This is a genomic window from Nocardioides bigeumensis, assembly GCF_039531755.1.
In the GTDB taxonomy this organism is placed as follows: domain Bacteria; phylum Actinomycetota; class Actinomycetes; order Propionibacteriales; family Nocardioidaceae; genus Nocardioides; species Nocardioides bigeumensis.
In genome coordinates this window covers 59,265-79,493 of record NZ_BAAAQQ010000011.1, presented here as the reverse complement: position 1 = coordinate 79,493, position 20,229 = coordinate 59,265, and the positions used below count along the sequence as shown (strand labels likewise).

Annotated in this window: 18 protein-coding genes; 10 read left to right on the top strand and 8 right to left on the bottom strand. The window is 70.9% G+C overall.

Features of this window, described 5'->3' with window-relative positions; all coding sequences use genetic code 11:
• Window positions 1-22: 22 nt before the first annotated feature.
• Complete coding sequence (locus tag ABD295_RS09480; RefSeq protein WP_344303458.1) at window positions 23-1,150, bottom strand: Gmad2 immunoglobulin-like domain-containing protein; 1,128 nt, start codon at window positions 1,148-1,150, stop codon at window positions 23-25.
• Window positions 1,147-1,710 (bottom strand): SigE family RNA polymerase sigma factor, encoded by a 564-nt coding sequence (locus ABD295_RS09475; RefSeq protein ID WP_344303457.1) that lies wholly within the window; start codon window positions 1,708-1,710, stop codon window positions 1,147-1,149. Before ABD295_RS09475 ends, ABD295_RS09480 begins: the two co-directional genes overlap by 4 nt.
• Before the next feature lie 194 nt (window positions 1,711-1,904).
• Between ABD295_RS09475 and ABD295_RS09470 the strand changes: the two genes are divergently transcribed.
• Both ABD295_RS09470 and ABD295_RS09465 read left to right on the top strand, forming a co-directional pair.
• Window positions 1,905-2,255, top strand: a complete 351-nt coding sequence (locus tag ABD295_RS09470; RefSeq protein WP_344303456.1) for an HIT domain-containing protein — start codon at window positions 1,905-1,907, stop codon at window positions 2,253-2,255.
• Entirely contained in the window at window positions 2,252-3,493 is a 1,242-nt protein-coding gene (locus ABD295_RS09465) for a hypothetical protein (RefSeq protein WP_344303455.1), read from the top strand. Before ABD295_RS09470 ends, ABD295_RS09465 begins: the two co-directional genes overlap by 4 nt.
• 147 nt (window positions 3,494-3,640) lie before the next feature.
• Here ABD295_RS09465 and ABD295_RS09460 read toward each other — a convergent pair whose 3' ends face one another.
• The 6 genes from ABD295_RS09460 to ABD295_RS09435 are packed head-to-tail and all read right to left on the bottom strand — an operon-like array spanning window position 3,641 to window position 12,294.
• The gene (locus tag ABD295_RS09460; RefSeq protein WP_344303454.1) at window positions 3,641-4,591 is read right to left on the bottom strand and encodes a lysophospholipid acyltransferase family protein; all 951 of its coding nucleotides are present in this window, start codon (window positions 4,589-4,591) and stop codon (window positions 3,641-3,643) included.
• Window positions 4,588-6,171 carry an NPN-dependent hydroxyacid isomerase, LarAH14/15/16 family gene (gene larAH / locus ABD295_RS09455; RefSeq protein WP_344303453.1) on the bottom strand — a complete coding sequence of 528 codons (1,584 nt, stop codon included), beginning with the start codon at window positions 6,169-6,171 and terminating at the stop codon, window positions 4,588-4,590. The genes ABD295_RS09460 and larAH overlap by 4 nt, the downstream gene beginning before the upstream one ends.
• A 5-nt stretch (window positions 6,172-6,176) precedes the next feature.
• On the bottom strand, window positions 6,177-7,373 hold the full coding sequence (locus ABD295_RS09450; protein WP_344303452.1) for a zinc-dependent alcohol dehydrogenase: 1,197 nt from the start codon (window positions 7,371-7,373) through the stop codon (window positions 6,177-6,179).
• Between the two features lie 13 nt (window positions 7,374-7,386).
• Window positions 7,387-9,702: an HAD-IB family hydrolase gene (locus ABD295_RS09445; RefSeq protein ID WP_344303451.1), complete on the bottom strand. Its 2,316-nt coding sequence runs from the start codon at window positions 9,700-9,702 to the stop codon at window positions 7,387-7,389.
• A 54-nt stretch (window positions 9,703-9,756) separates the two neighbouring features.
• Entirely contained in the window at window positions 9,757-11,988 is a 2,232-nt protein-coding gene (locus tag ABD295_RS09440; protein WP_344303450.1) for an aryl-sulfate sulfotransferase, read from the bottom strand.
• A gap of 45 nt (window positions 11,989-12,033) precedes the next feature.
• A complete protein-coding gene (locus tag ABD295_RS09435) occupies window positions 12,034-12,294 on the bottom strand; it encodes a hypothetical protein (protein WP_344303449.1) in 261 nt (86 codons plus the stop codon).
• 277 nt (window positions 12,295-12,571) lie between these two features.
• Here ABD295_RS09435 and ABD295_RS09430 point away from each other — a divergent pair, with 277 nt between their 5' ends.
• From ABD295_RS09430 to era, 8 genes are all read left to right on the top strand, one after another.
• Window positions 12,572-13,519, top strand: a complete 948-nt coding sequence (locus tag ABD295_RS09430) for a PhoH family protein (RefSeq protein ID WP_344304039.1) — start codon at window positions 12,572-12,574, stop codon at window positions 13,517-13,519.
• Between the two features lie 4 nt (window positions 13,520-13,523).
• The gene (gene ybeY, locus ABD295_RS09425) at window positions 13,524-13,976 is read left to right on the top strand and encodes an rRNA maturation RNase YbeY (protein WP_344303448.1); all 453 of its coding nucleotides are present in this window, start codon (window positions 13,524-13,526) and stop codon (window positions 13,974-13,976) included.
• On the top strand, window positions 13,973-15,289 hold the full coding sequence (locus ABD295_RS09420) for a hemolysin family protein (protein WP_344303447.1): 1,317 nt from the start codon (window positions 13,973-13,975) through the stop codon (window positions 15,287-15,289). Before ybeY ends, ABD295_RS09420 begins: the two co-directional genes overlap by 4 nt.
• Entirely contained in the window at window positions 15,282-15,653 is a 372-nt protein-coding gene (locus ABD295_RS09415; RefSeq protein ID WP_344303446.1) for a cytidine deaminase, read from the top strand. Before ABD295_RS09420 ends, ABD295_RS09415 begins: the two co-directional genes overlap by 8 nt.
• A gap of 47 nt (window positions 15,654-15,700) precedes the next feature.
• The gene (locus ABD295_RS09410; RefSeq protein ID WP_344303445.1) at window positions 15,701-17,080 is read left to right on the top strand and encodes an FAD-binding oxidoreductase; all 1,380 of its coding nucleotides are present in this window, start codon (window positions 15,701-15,703) and stop codon (window positions 17,078-17,080) included.
• A gap of 44 nt (window positions 17,081-17,124) precedes the next feature.
• Window positions 17,125-18,378, top strand: a complete 1,254-nt coding sequence (locus ABD295_RS09405) for a class I SAM-dependent methyltransferase (protein WP_344303444.1) — start codon at window positions 17,125-17,127, stop codon at window positions 18,376-18,378.
• Window positions 18,379-18,441: 63 nt separating this feature from the next.
• Window positions 18,442-19,242 carry a siderophore-interacting protein gene (locus ABD295_RS09400; protein WP_344303443.1) on the top strand — a complete coding sequence of 267 codons (801 nt, stop codon included), beginning with the start codon at window positions 18,442-18,444 and terminating at the stop codon, window positions 19,240-19,242.
• Window positions 19,239-20,180, top strand: coding sequence for a GTPase Era (gene era, locus ABD295_RS09395; RefSeq protein WP_344303442.1), 942 nt, complete (start codon window positions 19,239-19,241; stop codon window positions 20,178-20,180). The genes ABD295_RS09400 and era overlap by 4 nt, the downstream gene beginning before the upstream one ends.
• Window positions 20,181-20,229: the final 49 nt, after the last annotated feature.

The window sequence follows — 20,229 nt, the reverse complement described above, 5'->3', positions numbered from 1 at the left end:
CCGAGGGTAGCCAGCCGGGCGCTCACTCGACCCTGAAGTCCTTGGTGTCGACGTCGGGACCGTTGCCCTCGGCACCGCCGGACGGGTCGTCGGTCTGGACGAGGAGCGTGTAGGAGCCCGGCTCCAGCCCGGACAGGTCCACGGTGGCCTCCCAGGGGAAGAGCTTCTCCTCCATCCAGCCCTCGGCCGTCGCGAAGCCGTCGCGGACGGTCTCGCCGTCCGACGAGACCAGCTTCCACGTGAGGTTGGCCTCGAACGAGTTGCCGACCCCGGAGATCGTCAGCTCGCCGCTGTGGGTCGAGGCCTGCACGGGCTCGGTGATGCTCACGTGGTTGAGGGTCTCGAGCACGCCGCCGTTGGCCAGCGGCTCGGACGTCGGCACGCCGAAGACCTGGTCGACGGGGTTGCCGTCGAGCATGAACTGCACCGGGGCACGGTCCTGCACGGCGCCCTGGAGGGTGTAGATCACCGACTCCACCGCGGCCTGGGCGATCGGTTGGTCCAGCCCCTGCGGGATCGAGCGGTACTCCGGGTCGGTGATCGACACGCGGATCACGTCGCCGTCGTACGACGCGTCGGCCAGGCTGCCCTCGGGCCAGGTCGGCATGTAGTCGGGGTCGAGGGGGTTGCGCTGGAGCAGGGTCAATGCCCGGGCCAGGTCGTCGGCGCCATTGGCCGACTGGAACTCGCGGTAGAGCTTCGGGCCCCCCGGCGTGATGCCGACGTAGTAGACCGCGCCGACCTCTTCCGAGCCGGCTTCGGTGCTGGGGTCCTGGGTGGGAGCCGGTGACGGGTCGTTCTTGCCCGGCTTGTCGGGCTTGTCCCGCCCGTTCCCGGTGTCGCCGGCCACGGGGGTGTCCGTGTCGTCGGGGTCGCTCAGCGGGTTGCCCACCAGCAGGAACACCGCGGCGATCACGGCGGCCGCAAGGAGGGCGCCGGAGAGGGCATAGGTCCACGAGCCGTTCGACTGACGTGCGCTGGCCATCGTGGTCTCCTTCGTGAGGGGGATGAGGTGGGAAGAACGCTGGGTTCCGGAGGTATCGCGGATGTCGGCCCGGATCTCCTGCAAGGCGTCCCGGGGCTCGACGTCGGACACGGCGTCGTTGAGGAGTCGCCTCAGCCGGGCGTCGGCGGTGGGGTCGTCGGTCACGAGAGCTCCTCCAGCTGGGGGCCCAGCGCCGCGCGCAGGGCCTCGGCGCCGCGCGACGCATGGCTCTTCACGGTGCCCGCGGCGATGCCGAGGGCCTCGGCGATCTCCGCCTCGGAGAGATCGAGGTAGTAGCGCAGCGCCAGCACCTCGCGCTGCCGCTCCGGGAGCCCGGCCATCGCGTCGAGCACGGCCGAGCGTCGTGCGTTCGCGTCGGCGGGGTCCGTGGCGACCTCGAGACGGGGCACGGACCCGGCCTCGCGGGCCAGCCAGCGCTGGGCGGTGCCGCGCCGACGCAGCACCGACCGCGAGCCGTTCACGACGCTCTGCCGGAGGTAGGCCAGGGCTTGGCCGTGGTCGCGCAGCCGGTCCCAACGTCGGTACAGCGCGACGTACGCGTCCTGCACGACCTCCTCGGCCGTGCCCTGGTCGCGCACCAGCAGCACCGACAACCGCACGAGGGAGCGCCAGTGGGCGGCGTACAGCTCCTCCAGCGCGACCTCGGCGCTCACGCGGCCGGGCTGCTCCGTGGCCATCACCGGCCGCACACGCCGCGTGCGCACCGGCCGCACAGCACGCATCCGGGCAGGGGCCTGCGCGGCTGGGGAAGCATGGGTCAACACGGTAGTTCCACGCCACACCTGCCCCGGGGGTTTACACGCCGGTGGCGCGGACTTTCGCGGGCAGGTCCACCGAGGTCGCAAGTTGATACGCGCATCTCAGCTCTGCGCGCTCGGGGCGCGACTACCATCGAGAAATGGCGGCCGATCCGGACTGCATCTTCTGCAAGATCGTGGCGGGCGAGATCCCCGGCGAGGTCGTGCAGCGCAGTGACGACGCCGTGGCCTTCCGCGACCTGAACCCCGCCGCACCCACGCATGTCCTGGTCGTTCCCGTCGACCACGCCGAGAACGCCGCTGCCACGGCGGCTGCCGACCCCGCGTTGGTCGGCCGGCTCGTCTCGGTCGCCGCTCAGGTCGCCGACGCCGAGGGACTCGGAGGCGACTACCGGCTCGTGCTCAACACCGGCGCCGGGTCCGGCCAGAGCGTCTTCCACACCCACCTGCACCTGCTCGGCGGTCGCCCGATGACCTGGCCGCCGGGATGACGGCCGCCTCGATTCCCCGCCTGCTCGCGCTGGTGGTCTCGGGCCTCCTCGTGCTGACCGCGTGCGGTCCGGGCGACCAGGACGAGCGGTCCGCGAGCGCTCCCGGTGCCTCGTCGACGTCCGACACGCAGGCGCCGAGCGACAAGGCCACCGACGCCGAGCACGAGGGACACGAGCTGCCGGCCACGCCGTCGCCCTCGGTGAAGCCGAAGCCGCTGCGCGCGGGCGAGCGTCGGGTCACCCTGGCCATGCCCGAGGCGTACACCCCCTCGGCGCCCAACGGCGTCGGCACCGACGACTACCGGTGCTTCATCCTCGATCCGCAGCTGGGCAAGGACGCCTACCTCACCGGCACCAACGTGCTGCCCGGCAACCCTGCGGTCGTGCACCACGTGATCATGTTCAAGCTGCCGCCGGAGGCAGGGGCAGCCGCCGAGCAGTCCGACGCCGCCGACCCCGGGCTGGGCTGGACCTGCTTCGGCAACATGGGTTTCGGTCGCGCGCCCGGCGAGCAGCTCGACAACGCGCAGTGGCTCGGTGCCTGGGCGCCTGGAGGCGAGGAGGCCGTGGCGACGGCCGGCTTCGGCACCCGCCTCACCAAGGGCACCCGCATCGTCATGCAGGTGCACTACAACCTGCTCGCCGGCACCGAGCCGGACATCTCCGGCATGCAGCTGCGCCTGGTGCCACGCTCGGCGGACCTCACCGAGCTGCAGACCTTCCTGATCCCTGCGCCGGTCGAGCTGCCGTGCCGGCCCGAGCACGCGGACGGCGAGCTGTGCGACCGTGCGGCGGCGGTCGCCGACGTCAAGGCGCGCTTCGGGCAGGGCCCAGGCTCGACCAACGACCTCCTCTACTTCCTCTGCGGCGAGCGGAAGAAGTCCGGTCCCGTCTCGTCCTGCGTGCGCACCATGAACGAGCCGACGACCATCCGCGCCGTCGCCGGACACATGCACCTGCTCGGCCGCGCGATCAAGATCGAGGTCAACCCCGGTACGCCGTCCGCGCGCACGATCCTCGACATCAAGCCCTGGAACTTCGACGACCAGGGCGCCCGGCCCGTCGACCCGATCCACCTGCAGCCGTTCGACACCGTGAAGGTCACCTGCCGCCACGCCCAGTGGCTGCGCGACGCCGACCCGGCCTTCGAGACCCAGCGTGAGGACCGCTACGTCGTCTGGGGCGAGGGCACCACCGACGAGATGTGCCTGGGGATCCTGACCATCACGCGACCGTAAGTGCGCAATTGCGCGGTTGTGGTCGGTCCGGCGCCCCCGGGGCGGCAACAACTACGCAATTGCGCGGAAATTGTCGGGTGGGGGCACTTGCGGCGGCAACAACTACGCAATTGCGCGGGAGTTGTCGGGGCGGGAAGAGGTCGAGACCTACTTGCGCCGAGACCAGGCGAAGACGCGGTCCTCAGGCTCGTCGGCGAGGGGCTCGGTCTGGTCCCAGAGGCGGCGCCACTGGGCCACCTGAGGGCCCTCGGGGTCGGGGGTCGAGCCCGATGCCACGCGGCGCTGTGACTCCCACCAGGTGGAGGTCTCCTCGTCGAGGAGGGCGGCGATCGCGTCCTTGACGCGGGCGGCGAACTCGCGGACCGTCTCGTCGCGGCGCGGGCTGATCGGGGCGCCGAAGCGGATCGTCAGGAGCCGACGGCCCGGCGCAGGCCAGTTGCGGCCGCGCGGCATCGCCGCGAACGTGCCCTGGTGCGCGATCGGCACGACAGGGACGCCATGGGTGTGCGCGAGCATCGCCGCGCCCATCCGGAAGTTGTGCATCCAGCCGTCGGGGGAGCGGGTGCCCTCAGGGAAGATCAGCAGCGACCAACCCTCGTCGAGCACCTCGCCGGGCGTCTGCGCCATCGCGCCGCCGCGCCGGTCGATCGGGAAGGTGTTGAAGAGCACCGAGGAACCGACGGCCCGCCACCACGTGTCGAAGAAGTAGTCGGCCGCGGCGGCGACCGCAGTCCTGCGTCGCCACGCGTCCGGCAGCGAGAGCAGCACGAGCGGCGTGTCGAGGTGGGAGGCGTGGTTGGCCGCGAAGATCACCGGGCCCTTCAAGCCGTCGAACACGTCGAGCCCGCGCACCGAGGTGCGCACCTGCGAGCGGAAGAGGGGCTCGAGGCCGGCCTTCTGCACCGCCTCGCGGGCCACGATGGCGGGCTTGCGCCGCGACCAGTCCGAGCGGAACACCGTGGAGGTCGCCTCGGGCACGAACGGCTCGGCCGACCGGGGCACCTGCGAGCGCCGCCCCCAGCGGAAGCCGCGCGCGGCCTGCTTGACGTCGGCGACGCCACCGCGGATCAGGGGAGACCGGTTGCCACGGCCGCTCACGGCGTGACGTCCGCGATCAGGTGCGGAGGGTTGTGCAGGTAGGTGATCGACGGCGACGGACCGACCGTGTCGGACGCCATCTCGAGCGCGTCGAGCAGGGTGGACGCGGCCCGGAAGCCCATCCGTGCGGCGGCGCGGCGGTTGCCACCGACCCAGATCACGTCGTCGACGTGGTCCATGGCGTGGGCCGCCCAGTACCACATGTAGAACGGGTGCACGCCGTGGTAGGCGTTCGAGGTGCGGTAGAGGTGGATGTACCACGGGTCGTCGGCGAACTGCTGCTCGTACTTCTGCCCGATCACCGCCGGGTCGGTCGTCTCGGCGAGGACCTCTTCGTAGAAGTCGACGTACGACGGGTGGTGCAGCTGGTTGAAACCCTCGTCGAGCGGGTGGTAGAGGATCACCGCTCCGCCACGGCGGACGACGGGAGCGCCGCGGTAGGAGTTGAAGTAGTAGCCCAGTCCCATGCAGGTGGCGAGCACGGGGTTCATCGACGAGTTGACGTTGTAGGGGCCGAGGTAGGGGACGCCCATGACGAGCACGTCGGACTGGCCCTGCACCTCGACGGCCTGCTGCTCGTAGACCTTCGCGATCGTCTTCTCGTGCACGGGCTCGACGGCGCCGGCGTTGACGCCGGTGATGCCGTAGGGCGCACGCAGGTCGTGGAAGATCTTGTGGCGCAGCCGCTGCGGGGCGACGGACAGACCGCGGCGTACGGCGAGCATCGACGCCTGGTCGCGCACCGACCACTCCCACTCGCGCTTCATGAAGAAGTCGTAGGGCTTGGGGAAGACGTTGTTGTCGACGCTGGTCTCGATCTGAAAGACCTTGACGTGCTCGCCGATCAGCCGGCCCATCCGCCAGGCCGAGGCGTGCAGCTCGGAGTTGGGCGGGTCCATGAACGACGTCGAGTGCACCATCGTGTCGTTGTTGTGGTGGTGGCGCAGCGAGTTGTAGGCCGACAGCCCGACGCCGACGGACTTGTGGCCGCCCTCCATCGGGACCAGCGTGATGTTGACGTAGACGAGCAGGTCGGACTCGGCCGCCCGTTTGTTCATCACGACGTGCTCGTCCTTCTCGGTCTTGCCCATGAACGCGAGGTTGTCGTGGTCCTCGGCGTCGTGGTTGGTGAGCAGGCCCTGGCCGTAGAAGGACCGGAAGACCCGCTCGCCGACGATGTGCTCGAGCTCGGTGGTGGTCAGCCGCCTGTGGAAGGCGTTCGCCGAGATCAGCTCGACGTCGTCGACGCCTGCCGCCGCGGCCATCGTGAGGACCTGCTCGATGATCCGCTGGCGCACGTCGGGCGCGCGCATCGTCGGCAGCGTCAGCGACACGTCGTCGAAGGCGATCGTGAGCTTCATGCCGGCCTTGAGCAGCGCGGGCAAGGGGTCGGAGTCGGTGGGGTTGAGCAGCGCCTCCCGGATCGCCTCGTCGACGTCGGGCACTGTGGGCAGGGACTCGGGCGGGTAGACCACCCGCGTGCCGAGCGGGAAGTCCTCCATCCGGAAGCCCAGTCCTTCGTGGACGAGCAGAGGAGGGGTCCGGTCGTCCACCTCGAGCACGAATCCTGGTCGTGACATGGAGGTCAGCCTCGCTTCCTGGGGTCGAACGCGACCTTGACGGTGCCGAGCCGTCCGGCCGACTGCGCGTGGTCGAGTGCCTCGCGCCAACGATGGAGGGGGTAGGGCGCCACGCCCTTGGCCATCCGGGCGACGGCGTCGTGGCCGACCAGCTCGATGGCCTTCTCGAAGTCGGACCGGGTGGAGGCGTACGTGCCGACCACCTCGAGCTCGCGGAACCAGGCGGCAGACAGGTCCGCGGCTGAGGGCATGCCGCTGAGCACGACCTTGCCGCCGGCCCTCGTCGCGTGCAGCGCGGTCTCCAGCGACTCCTTGCTGCCGACCGCGTCGAAGGCGAGGTCGACGCCGCCGAGGAGGTAGCCCCTCGAGTAGTCGGGTTCGAGCTGGAAGGCGCCGGTGCTGCGGCGTACGCGACGCAGCACCTCCTTGGGCGTGACGACCTCGGTCGCGCCGAGCTCGATGGCGAGCTCCTTCTGGTGGCCGTGCTTGGCGACCACGGTGATCTCGCCGGCGTCGGTGAGCTCACGAAGGGCCAGCGTGGTGAGCAGGCCGACCGAGCCGGCGCCGCTCACGAGCACCCGCGCGCCCCGCGTGGGCGCGGCGCGCAGAGCGGTGTGGACGGCGCACGCCATCGGCTCGATCAGCACGGCCTGCTCGTCGGAGTAGCCCTCGGGCACGACGTGCATCTGTGAGCGGTGCGCCGACAGCTGCTGGCCCCAGCCGCCCCCGGTCGTGGAGCAGAAGCCGGTCTGCAACCCCGGCGCGAGGTGACCGACGGTGATGTGGCTGCAGACGTTGGTGCGGCCGGCCGCGCAGTTGTCGCACGGGTCGACCCCGCGAGCCGCACAGGTGAGGATCGAGTCGAGGACGACCCGGGTGCCCTTGGTGAGGGTGTCGTGCCCCTCGGCCTCCGCGTCGTCCATGAGGTCGGCGACGACCTCGTGGCCGGGCACGAAGGGGAAGGACACCACGGCCGAGAAGTAGAGGCTGGTCTTGCCGGAGATCGCGCCGAGGTCGGAGCCGCAGATGCCGGACAGCCGGGTCTTGAGCCGGGCCCAACCTGGCCTGTCGGCCTTCGGCGGGTCGATGGTGACCATGCGGATCGGCTGCGCCATCGCACCGACCATCGGGACCCGGCCGCCGAGGGTCCGGCCCGCCACGGTCCGCGGCAGCGACCGGAACATCTCCAGCGCGAGCATCATGCCGAGAACCCCCTCATGCGAGTGTCTCCAGGGCCGGGTTCAGGGGGCGTGCGGCGGTGTCGGGGGAGGCCCAGTCGACGATCGTCCAGTGCGAGCGCCGGGCGTGCCGGAACAGCGACACGTCGGGGCGGACGGCGACCGGGTTGCCGACCGTCGCGAGCAGCGGCAGGTCGGAGTGGGAGTCGGCGTACGCGAACGACGCCGCGAGGTCGATGCCGTGCTCGCGGGCGTGGTCCTCGATCCACGCCGCGCGGGACTCGCCGACCAGCGGCGACCGGGCGAGGTGGCCGGTGCAGCGGCCACGGTCGTCGACGGCCAGCTCGGCCGCCTCGATGTCGTCGAAGAGCGGGGCGAGCGGCCGGGTCAGCGGGCTCACCGCACCGGTGATCAGCACCGTCCGGTGGCCGGCCTTGCGGTGCTCGCGGATGCGGCGTACGGCGTCGGGCGAGAGGCGGGTGAGCACGTGGGTGGTGAGGTGCCCGTCGACGATCGCCTCGAGCTCGTCGAGGCGCGCACCGGCGTACTCGCGGTAGACGGTGCGCAGGAAGTCGCTGCGGTCGCGCCGCTCGGCCTGCACCATCGACGGCACCTTCGACGCGACCCGGCCCAGCTGGGCCAGCCGGTCGAGGCCCGACAGCTCTTGCAGCCGCAGCCACAGGAAGCCCTCGATGACGTTGGAGGACAGCAGCGTCCCGTCCATGTCGAAGTACGCCGCGATGTTGCTCCGCCGGCCGGGCTCGGTCGAGGCGCCCTCTCCAGTGGTCGGGACCAGGGCCTTCAGCTTGCTGCGGTCGGGTCGCTTGCTCGCGAGCCTGCGCTCGTCGAGCTTGCGGATCGGCGCGGTGACGGCGGGGCAGTGGATGTCCTGGAGGTAGACCGCCCAGTCGACGACGGCGGTGTCGAAGGCGAACCGCACCTGGTCTTCGGCCGAGAGCGCCTGGAACAGCGCGAGGGTGTGACCGTCGTCGTAGCGGAGCTCGGCCTGGGCGTACTCCCGGTAGAGGTCGAGGTAGCGGCGCAGGAACTCCAGCCGCCGACCTTGCTGGTCGAGCTTGCGCGCGAGGTCGCGGGTGCGGTCGCCGCGGGGCGCGTGGCCGATGACGTAGTCGGCGACCTTGTGGGCGCGCTCGCTCGTGCTGAGCAGTCGCTCGACGGTCTGCGCACCCGGGAACCGCCAGTCCGGCAGCCGGACCGCGCCTCGCTCGCTGGCGATGAAGGGGTGCTTGTCGAAGTACTGGCGGACGTTGTTGTAGAGGTTGCGGAAGGTCAACGGGTTGCGGTAGCCCGACGACACGTGGAAGTACGCCGGCGCGCCGATCTCGGGCGGGTGCGCCAGCACCGCGACGATCGCGGCGACCACGTGGTCGACCGGGACGATGTCGACGATGGTGTCGGCGGCGGCCGGGAACTCGGGCAGCTCGCCCCGGCCGTACGCCAGGATGAGCGGCTCGGCCATCTTGAAGCCCTCGATCCATCCGGGATGCGGCCGGACCAGCGCGGACTCGATGATGCTCGGCCGCACGATCGAGCACGGCCGCCGCTTCGCGTGCTCCTCGACGACGCGCTCGCCGAGAGCCTTGGTGAAGGTGTAGCAGTCGGTCCACCCGAGCGAGCGGGCGCGCTCGGTGCCGAGCCGGACGAGCTCGCGCTTGACCCACTCCTTGCGGGCTTCCTCGGTCGCCCGGGCGGCCGTGAGCAGGCCGGCGCGGCTGTGCGCCTTCTCGGCCTTGCGGCGCTCCTTCTCGAGCACGGCGGCCGTGCGCGAGCGGTGCTCGACGGACTGGCGCTGCGCGAGCCCCCACGCGAGCTCGGCCTCGAGGTCGGCGCCGTGGGTGACCGGGCCCTCCTCGACGACGCCGCGCCGCCGTCCGGCGACGTAGGCCGTCGAGATGTGCACGTAGTGGGCCGTCGCGGTGGCGCCTCCGGCCTCGGCCATCCGGCCGAGGAGGTCACGGGTGCCGACCACGTTGGTGCGGAAGCCCTCGTCCACCGGTGGGTCGAAGGACACGTCGCCGGCGCAGTGCACGAGGGCGTCGAGGTCGTCGGGCAGGGGCGGGACGTCAGCCAGGTCGCCCTCGAGCGCGGTCACCCGCGACGCCATCAGCGCCTCGACGCCGCCGGCCCTCTCGACCAGCTCGCTGAAGATCGGCTTCTTGAGGAGGGCCGCGATGCGCGCCTCGGCGCTGGTCGTCCCCTTGGGCCTGACCAGCAGCGTGAGGCGCAGGCCCGGCACCTCGTCCAGCACCAGCTGCAGCAGGGCCTCGCCCACGAAGCCGGTCACCCCGGTCAGGAGGACGTGCTTGCCGTCCAGGCGTAGGGCGATGTCCACCCGCCGATTCTGCACCACAGCCGCGACAGCCTCCCACGGGGTCAGCAGTGACCCTCAGGCCCCGGGGACGCGCAGCTTGAGCCGCACCCGGTCCAGCGTCTCGGTGCCGACCCGGGGTTTGGCGACGATCCGGATCGGGACGCGCTGACCCGGCTCGGTACGCCGGGTGGCCTCGATCAGGAACCTGAGCCGGACCCGCTCGCCGGGCTCGAGCCGCACGTGCACGCGGCCTCGGTGGATCATCGGGGTCTGGCTCTTGCCCTGGAGGTACCAGCTCGAGTGGACGAAGCGGCCCTTGCGGGCCCGGATCCGGAACTCCTGGGATGCGGTGCCGGTGTTCTCCAGCCGCAGTCGCCCTCGGACCTCTCCGCGGAGCTCCAGGAGCGCTCGCGCAGCCTGCGAGGGCGGGGCATAGCGCCCGACACCGACCCAGTCGTCCTTGCCGATCTTGATGGCGAGGTCGGCGCGCGGCTCCGGGGCCGGCGGGGCGGGCGGTGCTGGCGCGCTCAGCACGGTGTAGCTGCGCTGCTGCGTCGTCCGGTTGCCGTCGCCGTCGAGGGCGACGACCTCGAAGGTGTGCGTGCCGGGTGTGGTCGTGGGCAGCAAGGCGCCCGACGTCGTCGGCCCGTCGCAGGACTGGAGGGACGAGCCCCCCACGTCGGTGCAGCCGTAGTCGGCGCGCACCTGCTCGCCGTACCCGTAGGTCGCTCCCGGGGCCGGCACCTGGAGGTCGACGGTCGGCTCGAAGGCGTCCGGCACCTGCTCGCGGTAGACGCGGTAGCTGCCCTGTCGCGTCGGCGTGGTCAGCTCCCAGACCTTGGCTCCCGCCCCGTCGAGCTCGGTGGCGATGGGGCTCGGCGCGGGCCCGGGCGGCTTCGCCCAGCCCGTGGCGCCCCACCCGACGAGCGTGTTGCCGTTGTCGAGAGGGAAGGCCGAGCCGGTGAAGGGGGCGAAGATGGCGCCGTCCGTCTCGCCGGGGTCCTCCCCGGTGTACTGCCGGACCATCGTCGCGGTGCCGGCTCCCAGCTCGGGATCCCAGTCGAGCTCCCACTCGACGTAGCGGCTCACCTGACGGGCGTGGGTCGGACCAGAGGGGTCCGCGCTGTCGACGCAGAAGCCGGGGTGCTGTGTGGACCCCATGGACCCGTTGTCGAAGACCATCACGTTGCCGTTCGGCAGCATCGTCGCCGTGTGCTGGGCGCACGGGCCGTCGTACGGGTCGTCGACGAACTCGAAGTCGCTCAGGCGGCCGCCGAGCCGCCAGATGATCTCTCCCTGCGCGTAGCCGTCGTGGGCCGTGCGCGCGATCTTGAAGACGGAGCTGAGGTGCCGGAAGGACGCGAGGTAGTCGCCGTCAGGGGTGATGGTCACCGCGTTGAGGTGCGAGTAGTCCATGCGCGCGAAGGGATCGTCGGTGTCGACGACGGTCTCGGCGTGCCGGTCGACGTGGTCCTCCGTGCTCCAGGTGTGGAAGACGCTGCCGTCGGGATTGATCTCCTGGAAGACCGAGTCGGTGACGATCCGCGGGACGTCGTACTCGTAGGCCGTGAGCAGCATGCTGCCGTCGGACTTCAGAAGGGAGTCGTGGAAGTCGGTGTTGACCAGACCGATCGTCTTGTGGCGGGCGACCTCGCGGAACCGGCCGTCCACCTCCACGATGACGTTGGCGGCTTCTCGGGTGGGCGCGGGCTCCGACCAGGTCATCGAGCCGCTGGGCTGGACGCGGAAGTCGTGCGACGACATCGCCATCCGCCGGAACCACCGCGGCACACCCCAGTCGTCCACCAGCGCGTGAAAGCGGTCAGGGTCGGCGTTCCAGCTGTTCATCGTCAGCATCAACGAGCCCTCGGCGACGCCGCTGGCCGGACCGGTGCCGTTCAACGCCGGGAACGCGGCCGGCAGCACGATCAGCGAGTGCACGGCGCGCCCGCCCGCGTCGTCGAAGATCACCGAGACCTCGTCACCCGGCTCGACGCCGGTCAGGGTCGTCGACCCGCCGCTCACCGGACGGCCATCCACCCGGACGCGGCCGGACGGGTCGTCCGTCCCGGCGCTCACGGTCAGGCTCCCGGTGAACGCGCCGGTGGTGCGCACGGCGTACCGGCCGATCGCGGGGTCGTACGCCGGCGCGAGGCTCACGCCGGGACCGGTGACGGCCAGCGTGTGCGCCGGCGCCACGGCGATCGGGGACGACGCCGCGGGGACGGCTGAGGACGGCGTAGGTGAGACGAGCGCGCCGAGCAGGGCGAGAGCCGAGATCGCCGCGCACGCCGGGGCGCGCAACATGTGGTCGACCCTAATCGCGCGGGGGCCACTCCGTCCGAAAAGCGGTCATCCGAACCGCAACACGTCTCCGAGCTGGTGCAGCAGCCCCCAGGCGAAGAGCAGCAGCAGGGCCCACGCGACGAGCTTGTGGGACAGCCGGCTCCCGTCGAGGGAGGCGACGAAGTGGATCCAGGCACCATCGGGGACGTTGCGGTCCAGGCCCATCCGTGCGGCGTCGTCCGGCATCGGCGCGGGCGCCCACGGTGCCGGCGCGTCCTCGCTGTGCCCAGGATCCCCGGACGACTCGAGACGACGTTCGTCCCCCATAGGACCAGCGTACGGCGCCCACCCGGCAATCAGGTGGGACCTGTGGGTGGTTCCCCGTAGCATGGAGCGGTCCCAGCACGCCGTAGAAAGGCAGCCCTCGCGGGCTCACATGACCGAATCCACCACGGGATCCACCACGGGCACCCCCCCGGCCCCCGCGCCGGATCACGGAGGCAACGACGGGGGCAACGACGGGGGCAACGACGGGGTCCCTCACGGGGTCCATCACGGGAGCACGCGCACTCGTCACGTCGTGGTCGTGCCCAACAGCGTCAACATGGTCAGCGTCCTGGGACCGGGTGACGAGCACCTCGGACTGATCGAGAAGGCGTTCGCCGCCGACGTCCACGTGCGCGGCAACAGGGTCACCCTGCACGGGGAGCCCGGCGAGGTGGCCCTCGCCGAGCGGCTCATCGACGAGCTGGTCACCATCATCCGCACCGGCCAGGGCGTCACCACCGAGACCGTCGAGCGGATCATCGGCATGCTGCGCGCGGACACCACCGAGCGCCCCGCCGACGTGCTGTCGCTCAACATCCTGAGCAACCGCGGCCGGACGATCCGTCCCAAGACGCTCAACCAGAAGCGTTACGTCGACTCCATCGACAAGCACACGATCACGTTCGGCATCGGCCCCGCCGGCACCGGCAAGACCTACCTGGCGATGGCCAAGGCCGTGCAGTCGCTCCAGGCCAAGCAGGTCAACCGGATCATCCTCACCCGGCCGGCGGTCGAGGCAGGCGAGCGGCTCGGCTACCTGCCCGGCACCCTGTCGGAGAAGATCGACCCCTACCTCCGGCCGCTGTACGACGCCCTGCACGACATGATCGACCCCGAGACGATCCCCAAGCTGCTGGCCGCCGGCACCATCGAGGTCGCACCCCTGGCCTACATGCGGGGCCGCACCCTGAACGACTCCTTCATCATCCTCGACGAGGCGCAGAACACCACGCCGGAGCAGATGAAGATGTTCCTGACCCGGCTGGGCTTCGGCTCCAAGATCGTGGTCACCGGCGACGTCACGCAGGTCGACCTGCCGGGCGGCACCCGCTCGGGGCTGCGGGTGATCCAGGGCATCCTCGAGGGCATCGAGGACCTGTCGTTCAACAGGCTCACCAGCCACGACGTCGTCCGGCACCGCCTGGTCGGCAAGATCGTGGCGGCGTACGACGACTTCGACGCGCGCGGTGGCTTCAACGCCGAGGCGCGTGAGAAACGTTCGTGACGCCGTGACCATCGAGGTGCTCAACGAGTCCGGCCACGAGCTGGACGTGCAAGGCCTGGCCGCGCTCAGCCGGTTCGTGATGGACCGGATGCGCGTGCACCCGCTGGCCGAGCTCTGCATCAAGGCCGTCGACGAGGCCACCATCGCCGCGCTGAACGAGCAGTGGATGGAGAAGGAGGGGCCGACGGACGTGCTCGCCTTCCCGATGGACGAGCTGCGTCCCGGCCTGGTCAACGAGGATCCCGAGGAGGGCGTGCTCGGTGACCTGGTGCTCTGCCCCGCGGTCGCTGAGCGACAGGGTGAGAGCGCCGGACACGGCACGCTCGCCGAGATCGAGCTCCTCACGGTGCACGGCATCCTGCACCTGCTCGGCTACGACCACGCCGAACCGGAGGAGCACAAGGAGATGTTCGGGCTGCAGGACGACCTGCTGAGCGAATGGAGGGCCGCGTCGTGAGCGGCGCGGACATATGGCTGGTCATCACCGCCGTGGTCCTGGTCGCGCTGGCCGGGGTCTTCTCCGCCGCTGACGCAGCGCTGGGGTCGTACTCCCGCGCGCGGGCCGAGGAGCTGGCCGACGAGGGCCGCGCCGGCGCCAAGCGGCTGGTCCACCTGCTCGCCGACGCTCCGCGCTACCTCAACACGCTGATCCTGCTCCGGCTCGCCTGCGAGATCGGCGCGATCGTCATCGTCACCCAGCTCCTGCGGGACGCCTACGACGGTGCCTTCTGGCGCTCGCTGCTCACCTCCATCGCGGTGATGCTGGTGGTGTCCTTCGTGGCCATCGGGGTCGCTCCGCGCACCCTCGGCCGCCAGCACTCCGACCGGGTCGCGTTGCTCACCGCCGGCCCCGTCACGGCCATCACGTCGATCCTGGGTCCGCTGCCGCGGCTGCTCATCGCGATCGGCAACGCGATCACGCCGGGGCGTGGCTTCCGCGAGGGCCCGTTCTCCACCGAGACCGAGCTGCGCGAGATGGTCGACATCGCCGAGGCGTCCAGCCTCATCGAGGACAACGAGCGCAAGATGATCCACTCCGTCTTCGAGCTCGGTGACACCATCGCCCGCGAGGTGATGGTGCCGCGCAACGACGTGATCTACATCGAGCGTTTCAAGAACCTCCGCCAGACCCGGTCGCTCTTCCTGAAGAGCGGCTACTCCCGGCTGCCGGTCATCGGAGACAACCTCGACGACGTCCTCGGCTTCGTCTACCTCAAGGACGTCGTCCGCCGTGACTTCGACGACCCGGACGCCGAGCTCACCGAGCACGTCGAGGAGGTGATGCGCCCCGCCCACTTCGTCCCCGACTCCAAGCCGGTCGACTCACTCCTCTCCGAGCTGCAGACGATGCGCCAGCACATCGCCGTCGTGGTCGACGAGTACGGCGGCACCGCCGGCATCATCACGATCGAGGACATCCTCGAGGAGATCGTCGGCGAGATCACCGACGAGTACGACGCCGACGAGGTCGAGGTCGAGGTGCTGCCCTCGGGCGTCACCCGGGTCTCCACGCGCTACCCCGTCGACGACCTCGACGAGCTCTTCGGGATCAAGGTGGTCGACGACGACGTCGACAGCGTCGGCGGCCTGCTCGCCAAGCACCTCGGCAGGGTCCCGATCCCTGGCTCGCACGTCGAGGCGCACGGTCTGCGGTTCGAGGCCGAGGGCGTCACCGGCCGCCGCAACAAGATCGGCACCGTCCTGGTCAGCAGGGTCGCGCACGAGGCGGCTGCGCCCGCGCAGCCTCACTACGCTGACGCCCATGAGTGACGGGGCGTCGAGCGATCAGCTCCGAGAAGGGCTCAGCGCCGAGGACGCTAAGCTGGTGACGCTCGCGCGTGCGACGCGGGCCCGGACGGGTGCGGCCGAGGGCGCCGCCCTACGCGACCTCGACGGTCGCACGTACGCCGCCGCCACGGTCGCTCTGCCGTCGCTGGCCGTCTCTGCGCTCCAGGCCTGCGTGGCGATGGCGGTGGCGTCCGGGGCGAGGGGTCTGGAGGCCGGCGTGGTCCTCGGGGACGCGCCGGCGGTCCGCACGGAAGACCTCGACGCGCTCCGTGACCTCGCGGGGGGCGGCGTACCCGTCCACCACGGCGCTCCGACCGGTGTCCTCGACGGCACCGAGACCACCTGAGGCCACCTCACACCCCTGAGGAGGGGATCCAGTAGTAGTTTGGCGCCGTGTTCCAGGTGCGGGGGAGTGCCCAGCACGCGCGAGCCGTCGAGCGGTTGCGCGCGTCGTACGCCGCCATCCCGAGCGGGAGCCCGGTGCGACTGGCCAAGCGCACCTCCAACCTCTTCCGGCCCCGCGCAGCCTCGTCCGGGCCGGGTCTCGACGTCGCCGCGCTCGACGGGGTCATCTCGATCGACCGCGTGGCCAGCACCGCCGACGTGCAGGGCATGTGCACCTACGAGGACCTAGTCGACGCGACGCTGCCGCACGGGCTGATCCCCTACGTCGTGCCCCAGCTGCGCTCGATCACCCTCGGGGGAGCGGTGACGGGCCTCGGGATCGAGTCGACCAGCTTTCGCAGCGGGCTGCCGCACGAGTCCGTCATCGAGATGGACGTGCTCACCGGCTCCGGCGAGATCGTCACCGCGACCCCGGACAACGAGCACGCGCAGCTCTTCGCGACCTTCCCCAACTCCTTCGGCTCGCTGGGCTACGCGACGCGGCTGCGGATCAGGCTGGAGCGCGTCGGCAGCCACGTGGCGCTGCGGCACCTGCGCTTCGACGACCCCGCTCTGCTGGCCAAGACGGTCTCGGAGATCGTCGAGACCGGTGAGCACGAAGGCAGGCGCGTCGACGGCCTCGACGGCGCGAGCTTCCAGCCGGGCGAGCACTACCTCACGATCGCGCGTTGGGTCTCGACCGCGCCCGACCATTCGGAGGTCGCCTCCGACTACACCGGCGACCTGATCTACTACCGGTCGCTGCAGACCCGGGAGACCGACCTGCTCACGACCTATGACTACCTGTGGCGCTGGGACACCGACTGGTTCTGGTGCTCGGGCGCCTTCGGGCTCGGCAACCCCACCGTGCGGAGGTTGTGGCCGAAGCGCTATCGCCGCTCGGACTTCTACCACAAGCTGATCGCGCTCGACCGGCGCTACGACGTGGCCGACCGCATCGACCGCCGCCTCGGCAACCCCGTGCGCGAGCGGGTGATCCAGGACGTCGAGATCCCCGTGGAGCAGCTGCCCGAGTTCCTCGAGTGGTTCGACCGCAAGATCGGCATGCGCCCGGTCTGGCTGTGTCCCGTGGTGGCGTTCCGCGACTGGCCCACCTACCCCTTGGAGCCGCACCGCACCTACATCAACGTGGGCTTCTGGGGTGGTGTGCGCGTCGGGGACGAAGCGTCCGAGGCGCCCCTGAACCGTGCGATCGAGGCCAAGGTCCACGAGCTCGGGGGGCACAAGTCCCTCTATTCCGAGGCGTTCTACGACCGGGAGACGTTCGACGACCTCTATGACGGCGACAACCTCGCGGCCGTCAAGCGCCGTTACGACCCCGACGACCGATTGACATCGCTCTACGACAAGGTGGTGAAGCGCAAGTGAGCACGAACGCGACCCGCTCGGGTCACGGAGGTGGGCAGCTGGCGGTGGCTGATGCCCTGGCGAGCCTCCTCCGCGACGGCCTGCCGCTGCGGTTGACGGCGTACGACGGCAGCGCGGCCGGACCGGCCGACGCGCCGTACCGGATCGACCTGCGCACCGAGCGCGGCCTGGCTTACCTCCTCACCGCGCCGGGCGACCTCGGCTTCGCGCGGGCCTACGTGACCGGCGACCTGGCCGTCGAGGGCGTGCACCCCGGTGATCCCCACGACCTGCTGAAGCTGCTGATGAACCACCTGAAGTTCAAGGCGCCCAGCCCCAGCGAGGCCCTCGCCATCGTGCGCAGCGTCGGTCTCGACAAGCTGAAGCCGCCGCCACCGCCCCAGCAGGAGGCGCCGGCCAAGTGGCGCCGGATGCTCGACGGCGTCCGTCACTCGATGGGCCGCGACGCCGAGATGATCAGCCACCACTACGACGTCTCCAACCGGTTCTACGAGCTCGTCCTCGGGCCCTCGATGACCTACACCTGTGCGGTGTTCCCGACCGCCGAGGCGACGCTGGAGGAGGCGCAGTTCGCCAAGTACGACCTGGTCGCGCGCAAGCTCGACCTGCAGCCCGGCCAGCGTCTGCTCGACGTCGGTTGCGGCTGGGGCGGCATGGTCCGCCACGCCGCGCGGGAGTACGGCGTGAAGGCACTGGGCGTCACCCTGTCGCTCCAGCAGGCCGAGTGGGCCAAGCAGCGGATCGACGAGGAGGGCCTCGGCGATCTCGCCGAGGTGCGGCACCTCGACTACCGCGACGTCGCGGAGTCGGGCTTCGACGCGGTGTCGTCGATCGGCCTCACCGAGCACATCGGCGTGCGCAACTACCCGGCCTACTTCGCCTTCCTGCGCGACCGGTTGCGCCCCGAGGGTCGGCTGCTCAACCACTGCATCACGCGGCCGCACAACCACCGCCAGGAGATCGGTCAGTTCCTCGACCGCTACGTCTTCCCCGACGGCGAGCTCACCGGGTCGGGCCGGATCATCACCGAGATCCAGAACGCCCACCTCGAGGTCATGCACGAGGAGAACCTCCGCAAGCACTATGCCCTGACCCTCGCCGGCTGGTGCCGCAACCTGGTCGACCACTGGGACGAGTGCGTCGCCGAGGTCGGTGAGGGCACCGCGCGCGTCTGGGGCCTCTACATGGCCGGCTCTCGGCTCGCCTTCGAGCGCAACGAGATCCAGCTGCACCAGGTGCTCGCCACCAAGACCGGTGACCAGGGCAACGACGGATTCCCACTGCGCCCGACCTGGTGACCGCCTCAGTGGCGAGGAGCCCGCTAAGGCCGTCACGAGACCTCCGGCGCTAGCGTTGCTGGGGTGAGCACCCGGGCCCAGCAGCACGACGCCGTCGTCCTGCGTCGCGAGCCGCTCTCCGACCACCTGGTGCGGCTGGTGCTCGGCGGCGACGGCCTGGCGGGCTTCCGCTCGACCGGGGTGCCCGACGAGTGGGTGGGCCTGGTGGTGCCGGGGCAGTTCCAGAGCCGCTACTACACGGTCCGGTCGTGGGACGCCGACGGGTCGGGGGAGCTGGTCCTCGACGTGGTCGTGCACGAGGTCGGCCTGGTCACCGAGTGGGCCTCGCGCGACTGCGTGGGGGAGCGCGTGGTCCTCACTGCTCCCGCCGGGTCGTTCGACCCGCCTCCGGACGCGCAGTGGCTGTGGCTGGTGGGCGACATGACCGCCATGCCGGCGATCGCGCGGATCGTCGAGACCGTCGGGGACAGCCGTCCGACCCTCCGGATCTGGGCCGAGGTCCCCGACGAGCCGGGGCTCTCCGACTACCTCCCGGCCGACGCTCCCGTCACCTGGCTGCGCCCACCCGCCCTGGAGTCGAGCGCCCTGGCCGAGGTGGTCGCCGGCCTGGACTGGCCGACCGAGCCGGGCTACTTCTGGATGGCGGGGGAGTCCGCGCAGATGCGGCAGATCCGCGCCTACCTCAAGCGCGACCGTGGCCTGCCCAACTCGGCGTACGACGTGATGGGCTACTGGCGCGGTGTCGCGAAGCGGCAGCCACGCGCCGTCGACCCGGGGCCGATCTGGCGCGCCGGCAAGGCCGCCGGCAAGTCCGACGAAGAGATCTGGTCCGAGTACGACGCAGCGAGAGAGAGCAACCGATGACGGACTTCTCAGGGGGCTGGCCCGAGGGGTTCCGCAGCGGCTTCGCCTGCTTCGTCGGCCGCCCCAACGCCGGCAAGTCGACGCTGACCAACGCGTTGGTCGGCACCAAGATCGTGATCACCTCCGAGAAGCCGCAGACCACGCGCACCGTCGTGCGCGGGATCGTGCACCGCGAGGACGGCCAGCTCGTGCTGGTCGACACCCCCGGACTGCACCGGCCGCGCACGTTGCTGGGGGAGCGCCTCAACGACCTCGTGCACGCCACGTGGTCGGAGGTCGACGTGGTCGCCGTGTGCTTCCCGTCGAACGAGAAGATCGGGCCTGGTGACCGGTTCCTGGTGACCGAGCTGGCGAAGGTGCGGGGCACGACGCGGATCGCGGTCGCCACCAAGACCGACCTGGCCTCGCCGGAGCGGATCGGCGAGCACCTGCTCGACATCCAGCGGCTCGGGGAGGAGACCGGCACCGAGTGGGCCGAGATCGTGCCGGTGTCGGCTGTCGCCGGTGACCAGGTGGGCCTGCTGGCCGACCTGCTCGTGGGGCTGATGCCGGAAGGGCCGCCGCTCTACCCCGACGGCGACCTCACCGACGCCCCGGAGGAGACGCTGGTCGCCGAGCTGATCCGTGAGGCCGCGCTCGACGGCGTACGCGACGAGCTGCCGCACTCCATCGCCGTCGTGGTCGAGGAGATGGGCCTGCGCGAGGACCGGCCGCCCGACAAGCCGCTGCTCGACATCCACGCGAACCTCTACGTCGAGCGCTCCTCGCAGAAGGGCATCGTGATCGGCCACAAGGGCGCCCGTCTGCGCGCCGTCGGCACCACCGCCCGGGCGCAGATCGAGGCCCTGCTCGGCACGCCGGTCTACCTCGACCTGCACGTCAAGATCGCCAAGGACTGGCAGCGCGACCCCAAGCAGCTGCGCAAGCTCGGCTTCTGAGGCCTGGCCCGCATCTAGCGCCTCGCGGAAGAGGGCTTAGCGGGTTGGT